The sequence below is a fragment of the Paenibacillus pinistramenti genome (assembly GCF_005869875.1).
Taxonomy (GTDB): domain Bacteria; phylum Bacillota; class Bacilli; order Paenibacillales; family Paenibacillaceae; genus Fontibacillus; species Fontibacillus pinistramenti.
In genome coordinates, this window is the sequence record NZ_VAWG01000021.1 from 17,506 (window position 1) to 35,691 (window position 18,186).

The 18,186-nt window shown below is 41.1% G+C and carries 13 protein-coding genes; 12 read left to right on the plus strand and 1 reads right to left on the minus strand.

Annotation, left to right across the window (positions count from 1 at the left end; genetic code table 11):
• Positions 1–218: 218 nt before the first annotated feature.
• Complete coding sequence (locus tag FCN15_RS17105; RefSeq protein WP_138496194.1) at positions 219–2,678, minus strand: O-antigen ligase family protein; 2,460 nt, start codon at positions 2,676–2,678, stop codon at positions 219–221.
• Positions 2,679–2,762: 84 nt separating this feature from the next.
• Between FCN15_RS17105 and FCN15_RS17110 the strand changes: the two genes are divergently transcribed.
• From FCN15_RS17110 to rfbD, 12 genes are all read left to right on the plus strand, one after another.
• Complete coding sequence (locus FCN15_RS17110) at positions 2,763–3,545, plus strand: ABC transporter permease (protein WP_138496195.1); 783 nt, start codon at positions 2,763–2,765, stop codon at positions 3,543–3,545.
• A 12-nt stretch (positions 3,546–3,557) separates the two neighbouring features.
• The gene (locus tag FCN15_RS17115) at positions 3,558–4,841 is read left to right on the plus strand and encodes an ABC transporter ATP-binding protein (RefSeq protein WP_238996731.1); all 1,284 of its coding nucleotides are present in this window, start codon (positions 3,558–3,560) and stop codon (positions 4,839–4,841) included.
• Between the two features lie 18 nt (positions 4,842–4,859).
• Positions 4,860–8,120: a glycosyltransferase gene (locus tag FCN15_RS17120; RefSeq protein WP_138496197.1), complete on the plus strand. Its 3,261-nt coding sequence runs from the start codon at positions 4,860–4,862 to the stop codon at positions 8,118–8,120.
• A 14-nt stretch (positions 8,121–8,134) separates the two neighbouring features.
• Entirely contained in the window at positions 8,135–9,484 is a 1,350-nt protein-coding gene (locus FCN15_RS17125; protein WP_138496198.1) for a mannose-1-phosphate guanylyltransferase/mannose-6-phosphate isomerase, read from the plus strand.
• Between the two features lie 64 nt (positions 9,485–9,548).
• Positions 9,549–11,360: a hypothetical protein gene (locus tag FCN15_RS17130; RefSeq protein ID WP_138496199.1), complete on the plus strand. Its 1,812-nt coding sequence runs from the start codon at positions 9,549–9,551 to the stop codon at positions 11,358–11,360.
• Between the two features lie 43 nt (positions 11,361–11,403).
• A complete protein-coding gene (locus FCN15_RS17135; RefSeq protein WP_138496200.1) occupies positions 11,404–12,378 on the plus strand; it encodes a lysylphosphatidylglycerol synthase transmembrane domain-containing protein in 975 nt (324 codons plus the stop codon).
• A complete protein-coding gene (locus FCN15_RS17140; RefSeq protein ID WP_138496201.1) occupies positions 12,344–13,351 on the plus strand; it encodes a glycosyltransferase family 2 protein in 1,008 nt (335 codons plus the stop codon). The genes FCN15_RS17135 and FCN15_RS17140 overlap by 35 nt, the downstream gene beginning before the upstream one ends.
• A 13-nt stretch (positions 13,352–13,364) precedes the next feature.
• Complete coding sequence (locus FCN15_RS17145; protein ID WP_138496202.1) at positions 13,365–14,696, plus strand: UDP-glucose dehydrogenase family protein; 1,332 nt, start codon at positions 13,365–13,367, stop codon at positions 14,694–14,696.
• 69 nt (positions 14,697–14,765) lie between these two features.
• A complete protein-coding gene (locus FCN15_RS17150; RefSeq protein WP_138496203.1) occupies positions 14,766–15,509 on the plus strand; it encodes a sugar phosphate nucleotidyltransferase in 744 nt (247 codons plus the stop codon).
• 18 nt (positions 15,510–15,527) lie between these two features.
• Entirely contained in the window at positions 15,528–16,076 is a 549-nt protein-coding gene (gene rfbC, locus FCN15_RS17155) for a dTDP-4-dehydrorhamnose 3,5-epimerase (protein ID WP_138496204.1), read from the plus strand.
• A 30-nt stretch (positions 16,077–16,106) separates the two neighbouring features.
• Complete coding sequence (gene rfbB / locus FCN15_RS17160; protein ID WP_138496205.1) at positions 16,107–17,132, plus strand: dTDP-glucose 4,6-dehydratase; 1,026 nt, start codon at positions 16,107–16,109, stop codon at positions 17,130–17,132.
• A complete protein-coding gene (gene rfbD / locus FCN15_RS17165; RefSeq protein WP_138496206.1) occupies positions 17,129–18,013 on the plus strand; it encodes a dTDP-4-dehydrorhamnose reductase in 885 nt (294 codons plus the stop codon). The genes rfbB and rfbD overlap by 4 nt, the downstream gene beginning before the upstream one ends.
• Positions 18,014–18,186: the final 173 nt, after the last annotated feature.

The following is an 18,186-nucleotide window of genomic DNA, read 5'->3' on the forward strand; positions in this document are numbered from 1 at the left end:
GTGGAATTTGCGATATCCCGCCTCTGAAGGCAGGGAGTAAGCTATCTTTTTCACCGATCGGCCCAAATTCTCCATTCCGCGCAAATAACGACAAAAGCCGGGCGTAAAGGCTGCCCTTTATACCCGGCTCTTTCATTTCTTTATAGGTTTAACTATGGTCATTACTAGGTTGGTTGCTATGGTCATTGCTATAATTATGGCTGAGATTAAGACGATGGTTACGGCGCAATCTGCACCAAACTATCAATCTGCGCTTCCTGCGAAGGCTGTGCTGCAAGCAGCTTGTCATGCACGGTCTGGTCGCTGCCGCCGCTCTTCTGCAGGGCTGCCAGATACCAGGTCGCCGTTTCAACGTTAGTAGCGTCCGAATAGTCGTCCGTTAAGCTTTGTTTCAGCGTAGCTGCAGCATCGGCGGCTTTGCCCGACAAGAGCTGCATTTTACCTGCGTTAAGTGCGATGGTCGCCGTGATGGAGAATGGACGCCCTTGCAGCTGCTCAGACGGCAGTGTAGCCAGGTGAGCTACTCCTTTAACGACGTGCTGGTAGGCCTCGATCCCGGTGTTAAAGTAAGATTTTTCTTTATCGGTCTCACCCTGCCCCAAGGCCTGATACCCAAGCTCAAAAGACTGCGCGATCAATTTCTCATACCAGTTAATGTCCCATGCAAACTTATAGGCATTATCGGCCAGCACCTTATAGGCTTCATCCGCCTGATTGTTGAGCTGGTAACCCGCCATCAGCTGGTTAAGCAGATCCTGATTGTAAGGCTCTTTCTTGAGAGCTTTGGTCAGGAGCACATAAGACTCATCGTAAAATTCCTGCTGGCTCGTCTGTTTGAATACGGCCTGATCCAATGAGGCAGTGTACAGCACCGCATCGGGCAGATCCGCACGCAGATCCATTGCTTTTGCCAGAGGAGCTTTGATCTCCTGATAATTTTGGCTCGTCTTCATCAAGGCTTGGCCTTCAGTGACATTGTCAGCCGCCGAAATATACCGGATGGTTATAAAGACCAGCACAAGTGAGACAACCCCAAGAGCCACAGAATAAATCGGCCGGATTACTTCCGGCTTCACTTGAAGCCTGCCAAGCGGCTTGTTATGCATAGCGGCAGCCATGCCCCCAAGACCTACAAAAACCAGCATCCCGATAAACACATAACTGATGTTAAAGTCCATCGCGCTGTGCAGCAGAATTGACAGCACAAGAATGAAGTATACGAAGTAAGAGTTCCGGTGCTCCTCATCACCCGCCATAAACCCGCGGATATATTTGTAGAAGATATAAATGATGAAAGCCATAAACACGACAAAGCCGAGAAGTCCGACCTCAACCAGATACTGCATGAAAAAGCTGTGCGCCTGACGGCTTGTATACGGATTGTTCTGGTACTCCTGATAAAGCGAAGCCCAGGCCCCGCCGCCTGCACCGACCACCGGGTAATCCTTGACGACCTTCACCGCATCCTTGTAGAAAGTCAGCCGTTCCAGCACACTGTGCTGCTGAAAGTTGATCGTCTCCAGACGTTCCCCGATATTCCCCGGCAAAATATTGCGTGCGCTCGTCCCGATCAGCAGAACAGCGATAACCGCGACGCCCACGACGGAGACGATCGGCAGCCACAAGCTGGCTGTTTTGCGTTTGGCCCAGCCCTGCAGCCCGTTCTCCAGCTTAGGCGCTGCAAAGCGCTGAAGCAGCCAAATAAGCAGCGTAACCGCGAGAGAAGCACCCAGCACGTAGAACCAGCCTCTGGAAGGCTGAACTTTATTGACGCCGTTGTAGAAATCCTGTCCCAAATCCGTCACGGGTTTGGCAATCAGCATCGTTGCAGCGCCTGCAATCAGCGAGTAGATAATCCACAGCAGCTGCTTCGCCGGCTTCAGGAACAGCAGCAGAATGACGAATACAACCGGCAGGAATACCAGTCCGCCCCGCGACAGTGTCAGCAGCACCGAAATGGCCATCGGCACCAGCATGAAAGCGTGAATCGCTTGAATGTAACCCTTTTTGGAGCGGGTAATGCCGAACAAGGCAACGAAGAAGAAGGCCATCAGAAACGCTGCATATGTATTCGGATACTGAAAAATCGACGCCAGACGCGGTCCGTTCGAATCAATCCATACCGCCTGCGTATATCTTCCATTTACAACTGTATTGGAGAACCATCCTACCAGCGCTGAGGTGAATTTGATCTGCCCCAGCCAGTTGAGCAGGCCAAACATAACGATGATATAGGCAATGGCGATCAGCGCCGTTTCCATAATCCGGTTAGCCCGCTTGTTTTGCAACAGATAAAGGCTCAAAATAAATAGAAAAGCGTACAAGCATTGAATCAATACATTATTTACCGCCAGATAAACCGACGCCGCAGAAATCAGTGACAAAATGTACGTCAGCGGCAGCAGCAGCACGAGAACCGCCAAGCTGCTCCTTTGGTCCTCCAACTTAAAAGATTTGAAGAAAGCCGCGACCCCGATCAGCATCAAAATGCACCCGATGAGGACCGCCCATAATATCGGTTTATCAAAAGATAACACCAGCCCGTTAAACAGTCCTGCCTGGAACGGCGCCCAGGTCAGAAAAGCAATCAAGCCAATAATCAGCACCCACGCCGTGCTGGAAAGAGTCTCCTTGTTCCTCGACGTATTGTTTATTTTCCCGTATACTGGTTTCGACAACGTTCTAATCTCCTTTTCCTGTAGGTACGACAATATTTTAGCATAAAATACGCACATAATAATATTAAGTTTAGAGGGCCGGCAATGATAACTAACTTACTAAGGATTAATAGATTGATATTTGAATTATCGAAGAGCGACTTTAAAAAGAGATATCTTGGCAATTACTTGGGTATTGTGTGGGCTTTTATTCAACCTTTAATATCTCTTCTGCTCTTCTGGTTTGTGTTTCAGGTTGGCTTTCGAAATATGCCGGTTGACGATGCTCCATTTATTCTATGGCTTGCCTGCGCTATGATTCCCTGGAACTTTTTTGCGGAGGCGGTGCAAGCTTCTACCGTTTCTGTTATAGAGAATAGCTTTCTGGTAAAGAAAGTAGTATTTAGACTAGAAATCTTACCCGTAATTAAAATTTACTCTGCTTTGTTTGTTCATTTGTTTTTTATAGTCTTCTTGTTTGTGATGTTCTTAGCCTATGGGTACGGCTTTACCTTATATGATCTTCAAATTCTTTATTACTTGCTGGCCAGTATTGTTCTAATCCTAGGTATTTCTTGGATTACAAGTTCGGTAATACTTTTCTTTAAAGATACTGGGCAAATTGTAGCTATGTTAGTTCAATTTGGTTTTTGGCTCACTCCTATTTTTTACTCAATAAATACTATTCCTGAGAGATTTCGATTCCTCCTTAAAATGAACCCTATGTATTATATTACTGACGGCTATAGAAGAATCTTTATATACCGGCAATGGTTTTGGCAGGATATGAAGCTTACTTTATATTTTTGGGCAGTTACAATCAGTTTACTCTGCATCGGTTTTTTTCTATATCGAAAGCTTAAACCGCATTTTGCTGATGTACTCTAAGGGAGCATGGAAATGGAAAATACGAATATTATAGAAGCTGAAAATCTCACAAAAATATATAAGTTGTATAACAAACAAATGGATAGACTCAAGGAAGCGTTGCACTTTTCAAAAAAGAAATATCATAAAGAATTTAAAGCGCTCAAGGAAGTTTCATTTAAAGTAAAAAGCGGAGAATGTCTGGGGATAATAGGGAAGAATGGATCAGGAAAGTCTACTTTGCTGAAAATATTGACTGGCGTTCTTACCCCAACATCGGGCAGTCTTCAGATCAAAGGGAAAATATCAGCATTGTTAGAATTAGGAGCGGGCTTTAATCCGGACTTTACCGGCTTAGAGAATATTTACTTGAACGGTACGATCATGGGTTATACCAGAGAAGATATGGATAGCAAATTAAAAGATATCTTGGATTTCGCAGATATAGGAGAATTTATTTATCAACCTGTGAAATCCTACTCAAGCGGTATGTTTGTCCGATTGGCATTCGCTGTGGCGATAAATGTCGAACCAGATATTTTAATAATTGATGAAGCATTAAGCGTAGGGGATATAAGATTTCAGCAAAAATGCTATCGGAAGATTGATGAATTAAAGCGCACCAAGACCATTTTAGTCGTAACTCATGATATGGCGGCAATTAACAAATATTGTGACAGGGTACTCTGGATTAACGAAGGTGAACTTGTGGATGAAGGAGACCCTAAGTCGATTTCAAAGAAGTACCAGGCATTTATGATAGGCTCTGAATTTAAAAAAATGAATTTTAATCAGCAAAGTGATCATGCTCAGGATGGATCGAATACATCTGTGAGTGACGAGGTAGAGCTTTTATCGGATGAACTAGAAGTGATGGGGGATAATAAAGCGCTCATTACAGGGATATCGTTGCTAGATGCGTATACGAATGAAAAGGTAAGTGTTGTAGAAGGAAACCAGCATTTGAAACTGTTGATTAGGATAAATATTATGGAGGATATTTACCGGCCTATCGTTGGATTTTCTATCAAAGATAGATTGGGCACCATTATTAGTCAGACAAACAGCTATGTGTTAGGATTTGAGATGGAATCCCTTATTCCTGGACGAAATTATGTATTCGGTTTTGATTTTAAATTCCCTAATCTGAATCACGGGCAGTATACTATTTCTCCTGCGATAGCTTCTGGTACGCAAGAGGATCACTGCCAGCACAGCTGGGTACATGATGCTTTGATTTTGCAAGTCTTACCTGCTGGGTATGAAGAATTAAGCGGGATCGTGCACATGAGTGATGTGGGGTTCTTAACTTTTTAATTAAAGGTGGGGATAAAGTTGGATTTTACCGGTGAACGGTTTATTCCAGGAAAGGCTGATATTGAACTAGAAGTAGAACATCTACATAGATATGAGATATTGAGAGAATTTGTTAAGGGAAAACGGGTATTAGATGCAGCCTGTGGTGAGGGCTATGGATCCTATCTCCTTTCAGAAACGGCTGAATCGGTCACGGGTATAGATATTAGTCCAGTGTCCGTAGCTGATGCGAACGAAAAATATATAAGAAACAATCTTCAGTTTATTGAGGCCAGCATTGCTGATCTGCCATTCAGCAGCGCTTCCTTTGATGTAGTTGTCTCTTTTGAGACTTTGGAGCATGTAGATGGAGCAATACAAGATCAATTTATGACAGAAGTTAAGAGAATTCTGGTAAGGGATGGAGCTTTCATAATATCTACACCTAACAAAAAATATTATTCTGATCTCCCTGAATTTAAGAACCCATACCATATAAAAGAATTATATAAAGATGAATTTCTAGATTTATTGAGTAATCATTTTAACAACGTAAGTATAGCCAATCAAAGGTATGAGGTTGCTTCGATTATTTCTGAATCGAATATAGAAAGCGCAGTGTTCTTGAATACAGACAACTCCTTTGAAGATTTGCCGCATGAAAAATACATGATCGCATTTTGTTCAGATACCAATACCGGCGACTTTCCTTTCAGCTCCTTTAGAATATATAAAGGAAAGTATGAGCAGCTAACAACGAGAGTGTTGAACCTGCAGGAAGAAGTAGAAGAACGAAATAATCATATCGAAGTATTAGATCGGGAAATTGATTATTTAAGAACAATATATACCCGATACAAAGAGTTAACCCGTGTATTGAAGATAGAAGAAGTGATGACGGCGGATGAAAACAAGGAGTTTGTTCTTAATCTTCAGAGTAAGCATGAAGCCCAAAATCAAAAAATAAGTAGAGAGCTTGAGGAGATTAAGTCCTGTTTAGAGAGTACCAGAATTGAATTGAATAATAAAAAGAGCCATATCAATCTTTTACTTGAGAAAGATCGAGAGCTTAATAACATCTACGATTCTGCGGGTTGGAAGCTTCTTATGAATTATTATAAATTTAGAGACTGGTTAATTCCGGCTAACAGTAAGCGAAGAGTAATTTCAAAATTAGCTGTCAAAACTTTAAAGCATCCTAAATTAATGTTGTCTAAGTTGAATCGGTCGAACATCAAAAAATTGAAGTATTATCTTGAAACAGAAGAAGGTAAGCGTGTTGAAGGCCGCATTGACTCTTATATGGACAGACATGTCAGCGAAGCTGCTGACTCTGCCCGCGTGCAGTTATTTAAGATTGACGAATATAGAAAGCTTGTTTTTAGAAAGTATGCAGACCCAGCAGTATCTATTATTATTCCGGTTTACAACCAATGGAATTATACTTACTCCTGCCTAGTATCCATATTGCAAAATACATTAGATATCCCTTACGAAGTAATCATTGCGGACGATATGTCAACGGATGAAACCGTGAATATCGCTCAGTATGTTGAGAATATTACTGTCGTGCGAGATGGGATAAACAGAGGTTTTCTGTTGAATTGTAACCATGCAGCGAAAGCTGCAAGGGGGAAATATCTGTTCTTCCTAAACAACGATACAAATGTGCAAGCAGACTGGCTGAGTTCTTTACTAGAAGTCATTGAATCCGATGCTTCAGTTGGAATGGTGGGGTCAAAGCTTGTTTACCCCGATGGCAGACTTCAAGAAGCCGGCGGTATTATCTGGAACGATGCAAGCGGCTGGAACTATGGCCGGTTAGATGATCCGGGGAAACCCGAATATAATTATTTAAAGGAAGTCGATTACATTTCCGGAGCTGCTATTTTGGTTAGGCATACGATTTGGCAGGAGCTTGGAGGGTTCGACGAAAGATATGTACCTGCGTATTTTGAAGATACGGACCTGGCATTTGAGGTTAGGCGGCTGGGCTATAAAGTGATATTACAGCCTAAGTCGGTTATCGTTCACTTTGAAGGCATATCACACGGAACCGATACGAACAGCGGTATCAAGAGCTATCAAGTTACAAATAAAGAGAAATTCATGGACAAGTGGAAAGAAGAATTATCGAGAGATCAATTTTCAAATGCTGAACATGTCTTTTGGGCGAGGGATCGCAGCAGAAACAAAAAAACGATTGTAGTCGTGGACCATTATGTTCCTCACTTTGATAAAGATGCAGGCAGCCGGGCGACTTACTTTTACTTAAAGCTATTTGCTTCAATGGATTTTCATGTGATCTTTATAGGAGATAACTTTTTTAAACATGAGCCGTATACATCAAAGCTGAAGCAGCTTGGAATAGAAGTTCTATATGGTGACTACTATGCCAGAAATATTAACAAATGGATCAAAACTAACGGCGCGTATATAGATTATGTTTATCTTAATCGTCCGCACATTTCAGTAAAGTATATGGAAATTTTCAAAAACAATACGTCAGCTAAAATGATTTATTTCGGTCATGATCTGCATTTCTTGAGAGAAATGAGAAACTATGAACTAACTAAGAATCCAAATCTCATTAAATCTTCAGAAGAGTGGAAGAAGATCGAATTTTCTCTGTTTAATGATGCAGATGTAATTCATGTTGTAGGTTCCTATGAACAATCTTTTCTTCAAAAGGAATTTGCTAATAAGCCAATCAGGAATATTCCATTGTTTCCGTATGAACAGCTATACGCCGAGGATCATGACATTGAGACGTTTGATTCCAGAAAGGATTTACTTTTCGTCGGGGGATTTAACCATACGCCTAACTATGATGGGATTTTGTGGTTTTTAAATGAGGTCTTTAATGAAATCAAGAAGCAGCTCCCAGATGTGAAACTTTATATTGTAGGCTCAAATCCTCCGGAGGATTTGAAGGCAAGGTCTACAGATGATGTTATCGTTACTGGCTTTGTTTCAGATGAAGAATTGGAGAGATATTATAATCGATCCAGACTGGTCATTGTGCCTCTGCGTTATGGGGCAGGCGTTAAGGGGAAATTAGTTGAAGCTTTATATTATCAGGTTCCCGTTATTACTACATCCATCGGTTCTGAAGGATTGGAGGAGCCTGAGAAAGTGATGACAATTGCTGATGATGCCCAGAAATTTGCTCATTCAGTCATTCAGCTGTATCAAGATGAATCAAAATGGAGGGCTAGCTCTGAAGCATCTGGCCAGTATATAGCAAAGTATTTCACGTGCGAAGCTGCCAGAAGTATTCTTGCCCTCGATTTCGAGTAATAGGAGAAGCGAATATGATAAATGTTGTATTGTGCGGAGGGAATGGTACCCGGTTATGGCCGCTATCTCGAACATTGTATCCTAAACAATTTAACAAGATGCTGGGGGATCACTCTTTATTTCAAATGACTGTGGAGAGAAATGCCGCCCTCTGTGATCAAACATTTATTGTGTCGAATGAAGAGCAGTATTTTTTGGCATTGGATCATCTTAATGAATTGGATATTAGAGCGGATAAATTTATTCTTGAGCCAGTCGGGCGGAATACCGCCCCGGCCATAGCTCTGGCTTGTTTTGCGGCAGGTGAAGAAGAACTGGTTCTGATCACGCCTTCTGATCACGTTGTACAAAATCAGGAGGAATACGCTAGCTGTATAGAAACAGCCAAAGGGCTGGCTCTTAAAGGATATTTAGTAACTTTCGGTATCAACCCCACTTATCCCGAAACAGGATATGGTTATATAGAAGCTGATGGTCAGAATGTAATTTCGTTCAAAGAAAAGCCGGATTCATTAACTGCCGATCAGTATGTAGAGGCCGGAAACTTTTATTGGAACAGCGGTATGTTTCTATTTAAAGCAGGAGTATTTCTCAGAGAGTTGAAGTTAGCAGCTAAAGACATTTATGAAACGACTCTATTAGCTTTTAAAAATGCAAAACTGCATTATGACTCTCTTCGTATCTCAAAGGATGAAATGGAAGCTATTCCTTCTAACAGTGTTGACTACGCGGTTTTGGAACACAGCACAAACGTAAAAGTCGTTCCTTCCGATATAGGCTGGTCTGATCTTGGAAGCTTTGAAGCTCTATATGAACAATTACCCAAGGATGAGGCTGGTAATTCGGTATCCAAAGATTATATTAACGTTAACTCAGCGGGAAATCTTGTTCTCTCAAATGGTAGAATGGTAGCAACCATTGATGTAAATGACCTCTTAATTGTTGATACGCCAGATGCTTTAATGATTTCAAGACAGGGTTCGTCTCAAAAGGTAAAGGAAGTAGTGGGTGAATTAAAGCGGAGAAAGTCCGAGCTCTGTGATAACCATGTTACGGCTTACAGGCCGTGGGGCAATCATACGGTTCTAGACACTGCTCAAAACTATAAAATAAAAAAAGTAGTTGTTAAGCCGGGCGGGAAATTACAAACTCAGAAACATTTCCATAGAAATGAACATTGGATTGTACTTGGTGGGACGGCATTAATTTCAGTAAATGGAATTGAGACACTCTTAAGAGCGAACGAATCAACGTTTATTCGAATGGGGGAAGAGCACACAATATGCAACCCCGGAAAGATAGATTTGTGCTTTATAGAAGTACAGGTTGGGGAATATGTCCAAGAGGATGACGTCGTGCGGTGACATTAAACTCTCTTGGCGCTTCCCGTCAGCTACCACATTTTAAAAGGAAGAATCGAGGTTAAAGATGCTTTTTAATAAAATAAGACTTCTTAATGTCCTTGCTATTTTACTTCTTGTCTTCGGTAATATTTATATTGCTTTTTTGCTAGGAATTATACCTTTTAATGGATTTCCTACACTGGGAATTAATTATGCGGTGATGGGAGCTGGGAATTATCTCGCTAACAATGGTATTTTTCATACTACTCTAAAGCAGTTTGGATATCCTTATGGAAGTCCAAGTGATGAGATGTTTTTTCCCTATATTGTTATTTCACTAACGAAGTTGTTCACAAATAATATCATCTTCAGCACTGTTTTTACTTATCTAATTTTTTATGTATGCTCGGTTTTTTGTCTAATCTATTTCTTTTATAAAATTACCAAAAATCTCTATGTAAGCTGGTTTTTTAGTATTTTATTTTACATAGATCCACTAATAGTTTCTCAAGTTGGAATCCCCGCTGTATTTTTTGGGATCATGCTTATTCCAATTTCACTGTGCCTTGATTACTATTTATCAAGAATAAAATCCAATCAATTTGTGTTTTTAAGTTGGAAGAATGCTGCTATTTTTGCATTGTGTTATTTAGTCCGCCTGCTTTACCCTTCAACATCCTGGTATATTGCAGTTATATTGGCTGCTGCCTCATGCTTGTATTTTTTACTCTCTCTTTGTTTTAGAAAGGAATTTTCAATAAGAGCTTGGGGGTTCTATCTTTTATTTATAATTGTTCCGTGGCTGCTTGCTGCTGTATCAATAAAAATATTATTACCAAGTGATATAACTAGCTTTTCTAGCCCATTGGACTTCTTTAGAGGCACCTCTCCAGATGTACTCAGTTTGTTGCTGCCTACTGATTCTCAATATATAAGTAAAATTTTCTCAATTAACACGTACTTATCAAATAAATCTCTTAGTTTTCCAGGCGATTCTACAATGTGGTTTAACTATTTAGGCATCGTTTTGATTGCAGTTTCTCTATTTTTTACTTTAAAGAATCGTCATAAACCAAATGTAAAAGCCTTTTCGCTCATATTTTTTGTTTTTCTTATTTTAGCATTAGGTCCGGCACTAAAATTTAATAATACAATTGTCAAAACGGGTTCAATAACCTACGAAAGTTATTTACTGAGTTCTAAACAAACGCTTTTAGAATTTCCATGGGATTTTATATATAAAATATTTCCATTTAATATGATGAGGGCCAACTATAGGTGGTTGATTGTACCAAAGATACTTCTATTAATTGGAAGTTGTTATGGATTGGCTTTATTGAAAGAAAAGAAAAAAAATGTTCTATACTATAGTTTAATTATATTGTTATTAATAGATTTTCTTCCAAAGACCTTCGCGCCGACTCAAGCCCAAGAAACTTTGAGCGAGATTCATCAGTTCAACAAAGATGTTATTGCGCCTATGAAAAAGTATAATTTCTCACTGAATGATCGTGTAGTTTTTATACCATCTGAAAATGATTATTTAGCGCCTTATATATCGAGTGAGGTTGGTTTTACAACTTATAATAGTGCCGGCGATAAAAGTTTAGCGATTAGTGCGCAGTATTTTCCGGATTCCATCCGTAATCTTCTAGCGGACTCTGATATTGCCAAGCTGAACCAAGATATTCTTGAGGTTAAGGAAAAAGGTTTGGCTGAATACGTCATCATGCCGTATTTTTCATTAAGATGGGAGTCGTATTATTGGCCGGTAAGCAAGAGTACTCTTGAAAACTATAAAAGTAAAGCTGATCAAATCGCTATGGAGTTAGCGAAGGATGGAATTCAAGTTTATAACGAAAAATATTTCACCATAATTAAACTGTCAGATAAGTAGAACTATAGTAGTGGTAAAAAATAAAATAGGCCGGTACAAAAAAATGAAAAAGACAGCCAAATTAATTATTTCCATATTCCTTACATTACTCTTCGTCCTATATATTGCCTTTAAGATCGACTGGATTAAATTTGTGAGTATTATCCAGGATCTCAACTATGTGATGTTGATTTTTGCAGCGACAGTCTACTTTTTATGTTATTACCTGAGAGCTTTACGTTTTAAACTTCTGCTAGCAGATCCTGTAGTCAAAACTAGCCAGTTGCTGGGGGTTAGTATATTGCATAATTTTTATAACAGAGTGATTCCAGCTAGATTGGGCGATTTTTCGTTAATATATTTATTAAAAAGGGTTCGAAGAACTTCATTGGCCTCAGGTATAAATGTTTTTATTTTTGTAAAGTTATACGATTTGCTAATTTCTGTATTCTTATTGTCGCTATCCTATACTGTCCTATATAAACTAAATTTAATTAGTATTGGTCTGTGGATAGTTACTGCGATTCTGCTATTCTGCGCTTTGAAGCCATCAACATTTTTGTATCTATTTCGCAGAGTTTTAAATAAAATTAGCATGCGAAAAATTTTCAAAACAATTGATGAAAAAGTAGGAGTATTAATCGGACATTCAAAAGAGGTAGAAACAAATCAATTGCGTATTTATCTGTTTTTTACTTCGCTAGGGATATGGAGTTTTATTTTCGTGTTCTTTTATTTATTGTTTTTTTCATTGAATCAGAAGTACGAGATGTGGGATACCTTATTTGCAACAACACTGGCAAATTTTTCATGGGTTCTGCCCATTAATGGGGTCGGCGGATTTGGTACAATGGAAGTAAGCATGGCATTTGCTTTTTCGATGAGAGGGTATTCTTTCCAGGATTTATTGGTTTGCGCTTTTTATATTAATGTTGTCGTATTTATATTAACGACCTTATTTGCCATAGTTCCCTATTTTAAGATATTGAGAAAGGAGAATACTAATGAAATTAATCATTCAAATTCCGTGCCTGAATGAAGAGGCATCCCTTCCGGTTACTATTAGAGATATACCTAGGAAAATTAAGGGGATCAGTAAGGTTGAAATTTTGATTATTGATGACGGCAGTACTGATAGAACAATTGAAGTAGCTAGATCATTAGGGGTAGACCATATTGTCCGTTTCCCTAAAAATAAAGGGCTGGCTGAGGCCTTCAAGGCCGGTATTGATGCGTCCCTTAAATTAGGAGCAGATATTATTGTAAATACCGACGCAGACAATCAATACAGAGGTGCTGATATTCCTAAATTGATTGCCCCTATCCTTAGCGGAGACTATGATATGATAGTCGGTGATAGAAAAACCGACAATATTGCTCATTTTTCCCCTATAAAGAAGTTCTTTCAGAAATTTGGAAGCAGTGTTGTGAGAAGACTGTCCCAGACAAAAGTTCCTGACGCTGCAAGTGGTTTTCGTGCCTATTCCCGTGATGCCGCACTTCGGTTAAATATTGTATCTGAATTTACATATACTTTAGAGACTATTATACAGGCTGGTCATAAGAAGTTAGCTATAGGACATGTAGAGATTGGTACGAACGGGAAACTTAGAGAGTCTCGTTTATTTAAAGGTATTACTAATTACATGAGACGCTCTGCTAAAACTATTGTCCGAATTTATACTATGTATAAGCCAATGAAGGTGTTTGTAATTGCAGGTTTGATTTCAACGTTTATTGGATTACTAATAGGACTTAGATTTTTAATCTTCTATTTAACAGGTTCAGGGAATGGACATGTTCAATCCTTGATTTTGGCTGCAGTGATGATGATTGTTGGTTTTCAACTTGGAACATTAGGAGTTATTGCAGATTTAATATCCAATAATCGTAAACTTATAGAAGAATTACTGTACCGGGTTAGAAAGATAGAATTAAGCCAACCAGTTATCATGGATGATAATTATGAATCAAAGGCCCATACGGCTAAAGATAAAAAACAAATCTCATAAAGTGGTGAAAGAGATGAAATTGGCTGTAATAGGTACTGGGTATGTCGGATTAACTTCAGGAGTTTGTTTTGCAGAGATGGGTAATGAAGTTATCTGTGTAGATATTGACTCTTCTAAGATTGAGCAGCTGAATTTAGGTATTATGCCTATTTATGAACCCGGAATTGAGAAGCTTGTAATCAAAAACAGTGCATCAGGAAGGTTAAAGTTTACTACGGATTTAGATATGGCAGTGCAAGCTGCAGAAATTATCATTATTGCTGTAGGGACTCCTTCTTTAGAAGATGGAAATGTAGATTTGTCATTCGTCCACACCGCAGCTAAGCAAATTGGGGCATGCATGAATGAATATAAAGTCATTGTTAATAAAAGCACTGTTCCAGTGGGAACTGCTAGTCAAGTGCAAGAGATTATCGGCGCAAATATAACGGATGAAAACATTGGTTTTGATGTGGCCTCTGTACCGGAATTTTTGAAAGAAGGCACAGCGGTAGAAGATTTCTTTCAAACAGAGCGCGTTGTAATAGGAGTAGCTTCTGCAAAGGCGCGTGAAATCCTTGTTGAGCTTCATAAGCCATTAAATACAAAAATACAGGTCACCGACATTCGAAGCGCAGAACTTATAAAATATGCAGCAAATTCTTTTTTGGCTATGAAGATATCTTTCATTAACGAAATTGCAAATATCGCAGAACTTGCAGGAGCTGATATTTCACAAATTGCAGAAGGAATAGGCACTGACTCTAGAATAGGGAGCAAGTTTTTGAAAGCAGGAATTGGGTTTGGAGGTGCATGTTTTCCGAAAGATACTAAAGGTCTTATTAAGATCGCTGAGCACCTGGGACTGAATTTCAATCTGCTTCAAGAAGTTATCAATGTCAATGAAATTCAGTATAAGAAGTTAATAAGCATGCTGGAAGAGGAATGCGAAGATCTAGAAAACAAAACGGTTGCTGTCTTGGGGCTAAGTTTTAAACCTAACACAGACGATATAAGAGAAGCGGCATCAATTAAGATTATTAATGATTTAAAGAAAAAATATCCGGGTCTGCATTTGAAAGTTTTTGATCCGGCTGCTATGGAATTAGCTAAGACACAACTTGGCGCCACGGTTCAATACTGTACTTCTGTAGAGGATGCCCTTACGGAAAGCCACGCTGCGCTTATTGCGACTGAATGGAATGAATTTATTTCCTTTGGTCTGGAGAATTACAAAAAGTATTTGAAAGAACCAATAATTATTGATGGAAGAAACTGCTTTAGTCCTCAAGCGGCATTCAATTTGAATATTGTCTACCGAAGTATCGGCAGAAGGTCAAATGTTAATAGAGTATTAATTCATTAAGAGATCTTGTTAGTGCAAAATAGAATGAACCAACCTAGTGATGCCGTTTATAATGAGGAGGATCCTTACATGAAAGCAATCATCCTAGCAGGCGGGACCGGCTCCCGCCTTTTTCCTTTAACCAAAGTCACCAACAAACATCTGCTGCCCGTTGGCAAGTACCCAATGATCTTCCACTCTGTATATAAGCTTAAACAAGCCGGATTGACCGACATCATGGTCGTCACAGGCAAGGAGCATATGGGCGCTGTAGTTAACCTGCTCGGCAGCGGCAGTGATCTAGGCGTGGCTTTCACTTATAAAGTCCAGGATGAAGCCGGCGGGATCGCCCAGGCTTTAAGCTTGGCCAAGCGTTTTGTCGGGGATGATCAGATGGTTGTTATTCTTGGCGATAATGTCTTTGCTGACGATATTACCCCTTACGTCCAAAATTTTGAGAATCAGCAGACCGGAGCAAAAATCCTGATTCAAGAGGTTCCTGATCCGGGGCGTTTTGGGGTTCCGGAACTGCAGGGGGATAGAATCATCTCCATTGAGGAAAAGCCGCAAACCCCCAAAAGCAATTACGCCGTAACCGGCATATATATGTTTGATAGCTCCGTTTTTGATATTATCAAAACGCTGAAGCCGTCGGCGCGCGGTGAATTGGAGATCACTGATGTAAATAATGCCTATATCGGGCGCGGCCAGCTTACTTATGATGTGCTTGAGGGCTGGTGGACAGATGCCGGAACTCATGCCTCATGGGCCAGAGCTAATGAGCTCGCGCAGGATATTCTTTTTGGTGAAGAATTCGGCAAATTGAAACTTTAGGTGAAGGGGAGTCGAACGATGAAGGTAACTCCTTTGAATCTGGAAGGAGCCAGTCTGCTGGAACCGGTGGTTCATGGGGACCATCGCGGTTTTTTTATGGAAAGCTACAATGAACAGGTGATGCAGGCTAAAGGCCTTAACTATCATTTTGTTCAGGATAATCAGTCCCTGTCTGCCCAGCCGGGGGTGCTGCGCGGTCTGCATTATCAGCTGAATCCAAAGGCGCAGACGAAGCTGGTGCGGGTTCTGTCCGGAGCCATTTATGACGTGATCGTAGATGTGCGCCGGAGCTCGCCGACCTTTGGGCAGTGGCAGGGCTTTATTTTGAGCGAGTTTAATCAGCGGCAGCTGCTGGTGCCGAAGGGTTTTGCGCATGGCTTCTGCACGCTTGTGCCAAATACCCAAGTCATGTATAAAGTGGACGAATATTATTCTCCGGAGAATGACCGCGGCATACTATGGAATGACCCTGCGCTTGGCATTGATTGGCCGGCGTCCAATCCGGTGCTGTCGGAGAAGGATCAGCGGCACCCGCTGCTGCAGGATGCGGAACTGAATTTTGATTAGAGGATGAATGGAAATGAGGGGGAGCCTTTCATGAAACTGCTTGTCACCGGCGGAGCCGGTTTTATAGGCAGCAACTTTGTGCTATATATGCTGAAAGAGCATCCGGAGTATGAAATCGTGAACGTGGATGCTTTAACTTATGCAGGCAATCTGGAAAATTTAAAATCCATCGAAGACAATCCGAAGTATACCTTTGTTAAGGCGGATATTCAGGATACGGCGGCTGTAGATGAGCTGTTTCAGCAGGGCATCGATGTTGTCGTAAACTTTGCAGCTGAATCGCATGTGGACCGGAGCATTTTGGATCCGGGTATTTTTGTGAAAACGAATGTTTTAGGGACACAAGTGCTGCTGGACGCAGCCAAGAAATACGGCGTGACAAAGTTTGTACAGGTTTCTACGGATGAAGTTTATGGATCGCTGGGGGCGACCGGGTTATTTACCGAAGAGACACCGCTTGCTCCAAACAGCCCTTACTCGGCATCCAAAGCCAGCGGCGATCTGCTGGTGCGGGCTTATCATGAGACGTTTGGCCTACCTGTAAATATTACCCGCTGCTCGAATAACTATGGTCCCTATCAGTTTCCGGAGAAGCTGATTCCTTTAATGATATCCCGTGCTTTGGCTGATGAAGCCCTGCCCGTCTATGGGGATGGCATGAACATTCGGGATTGGCTCTACGTGGAGGATCATTGCAGCGCTATCGATCTGGTAATTCACGAAGGAATTAATGGTGAAGTATACAATATCGGCGGCAATAACGAGCGGACTAATGTGGAAATTGTACAAACAATTTTGAAGCAGCTAGGTAAGCCAGAGTCATTGATCAAGTTTGTTCAGGATCGGCCAGGACATGATCGCAGATACGGTATTGATCCGACCAAAACAATGTCAGAACTCGGCTGGAAGCCGAAGTATACATTTGAGACGGGGATTAAGGAAACCATACAATGGTATCTAGATAACAAAGAATGGTGGACGCGTATTCAGTCGGGTGTCTATCAGCAGTATTATGCCGTGCAGTACAATTCTCGCTTAAATGAGGCATCACAATGAAGGCGCTGGTTACCGGAGCCAGCGGGCAGTTGGGACGGGACATGGTTCTACTTTTAGAAAAGGTGGGGCATACCGTCCTCGCCTGCGACCGCGAGCAGATGGATATCACGGATCAAGCAAAGTGTCATGATATCATTTCATCGTTTTCTCCAGAAGTCATTATCCATTGTGCTGCATATACAGCTGTGGATGCAGCAGAAGCCGATCCAGATCGAGCCTATTTGGTGAATGCCGCCGGCACCCGGAATGTTGCTATGGCTGCAGAACAAGTCGGATCGAAGCTTATTTATATCAGTACGGATTATGTATTTGATGGCAACTCTGAGGTCCCTTATGTGGAATACGACAATACGAACCCGCAAAGCGTATATGGCAAATCAAAGCGTGCGGGTGAACTGCTGATCCAGTCTCTGTCCACCAAATGGTTTATCGTGCGGACATCGTGGGTGTACGGACATTACGGGAATAACTTTGTTAAGACAATGTTGAAACTTGGTCAGGAAAAGCCAAAGGTGCAGGTCGTTCATGATCAAAAGGGCTCGCCGACCTATACGAAGGATTTGGCAGAGTTCTTGCTTGAACTTATGGCCACGGAGAAGTACGGCATATACCATGCCTCCAACAGCGGCTGGTGCACGTGGTATGAGTTTGCGCAGACGATTTTTGAAGAGGCGGGGCGGTTGGTGCCAGGATTTTCACTCCATGCCGAACTGGAGTCGTGTACAACCGAACAATTCCAGCGTCCGGCCCCCCGTCCCCGTAATTCGATTATGGAACATCTTTCGATTCGTACGAATGGCTTTAATGATTTGCGTCCTTGGCGTGAGGGATTGCAGGAGTTTCTCAGAGGGGTTCATAATCAAACGATCACTAGACCATGATTATTTGGTCAATTTATTTTTCTTTCGGGTTTGATCCTTCAATTGAAAACGGTTGACCTTTAAACAAAACGTCCCTTAGTAGTGGGACGTTTTGTTGTAGTTTCTTTGACGTTTAGTAAATGTCGTATTTACTACTTTGTTCGTAAACAATATGTTACAATAACCGTGCTGAA

What these genes read in the sequence shown, in the direction of transcription:
- rfbC (WP_138496204.1), top strand. Translation starts at nt 15,528, where the DNA reads ATGAAGGTAACTCCTTTGAATCTGGAAGGAGCCAGTCTGCTGGAACCG.
- rfbB (WP_138496205.1), top strand. Translation starts at nt 16,107, where the DNA reads ATGAAACTGCTTGTCACCGGCGGAGCCGGTTTTATAGGCAGCAACTTT.
- FCN15_RS17130 (WP_138496199.1), top strand. Translation starts at nt 9,549, where the DNA reads ATGCTTTTTAATAAAATAAGACTTCTTAATGTCCTTGCTATTTTACTT.
- FCN15_RS17145 (WP_138496202.1), top strand. Translation starts at nt 13,365, where the DNA reads ATGAAATTGGCTGTAATAGGTACTGGGTATGTCGGATTAACTTCAGGA.
- FCN15_RS17140 (WP_138496201.1), top strand. Translation starts at nt 12,344, where the DNA reads ATGAAATTAATCATTCAAATTCCGTGCCTGAATGAAGAGGCATCCCTT.
- FCN15_RS17110 (WP_138496195.1), top strand. Translation starts at nt 2,763, where the DNA reads ATGATAACTAACTTACTAAGGATTAATAGATTGATATTTGAATTATCG.
- FCN15_RS17150 (WP_138496203.1), top strand. Translation starts at nt 14,766, where the DNA reads ATGAAAGCAATCATCCTAGCAGGCGGGACCGGCTCCCGCCTTTTTCCT.
- FCN15_RS17135 (WP_138496200.1), top strand. Translation starts at nt 11,404, where the DNA reads ATGAAAAAGACAGCCAAATTAATTATTTCCATATTCCTTACATTACTC.
- FCN15_RS17115 (WP_238996731.1), top strand. Translation starts at nt 3,558, where the DNA reads ATGGAAAATACGAATATTATAGAAGCTGAAAATCTCACAAAAATATAT.
- FCN15_RS17125 (WP_138496198.1), top strand. Translation starts at nt 8,135, where the DNA reads ATGATAAATGTTGTATTGTGCGGAGGGAATGGTACCCGGTTATGGCCG.
- rfbD (WP_138496206.1), top strand. Translation starts at nt 17,129, where the DNA reads ATGAAGGCGCTGGTTACCGGAGCCAGCGGGCAGTTGGGACGGGACATG.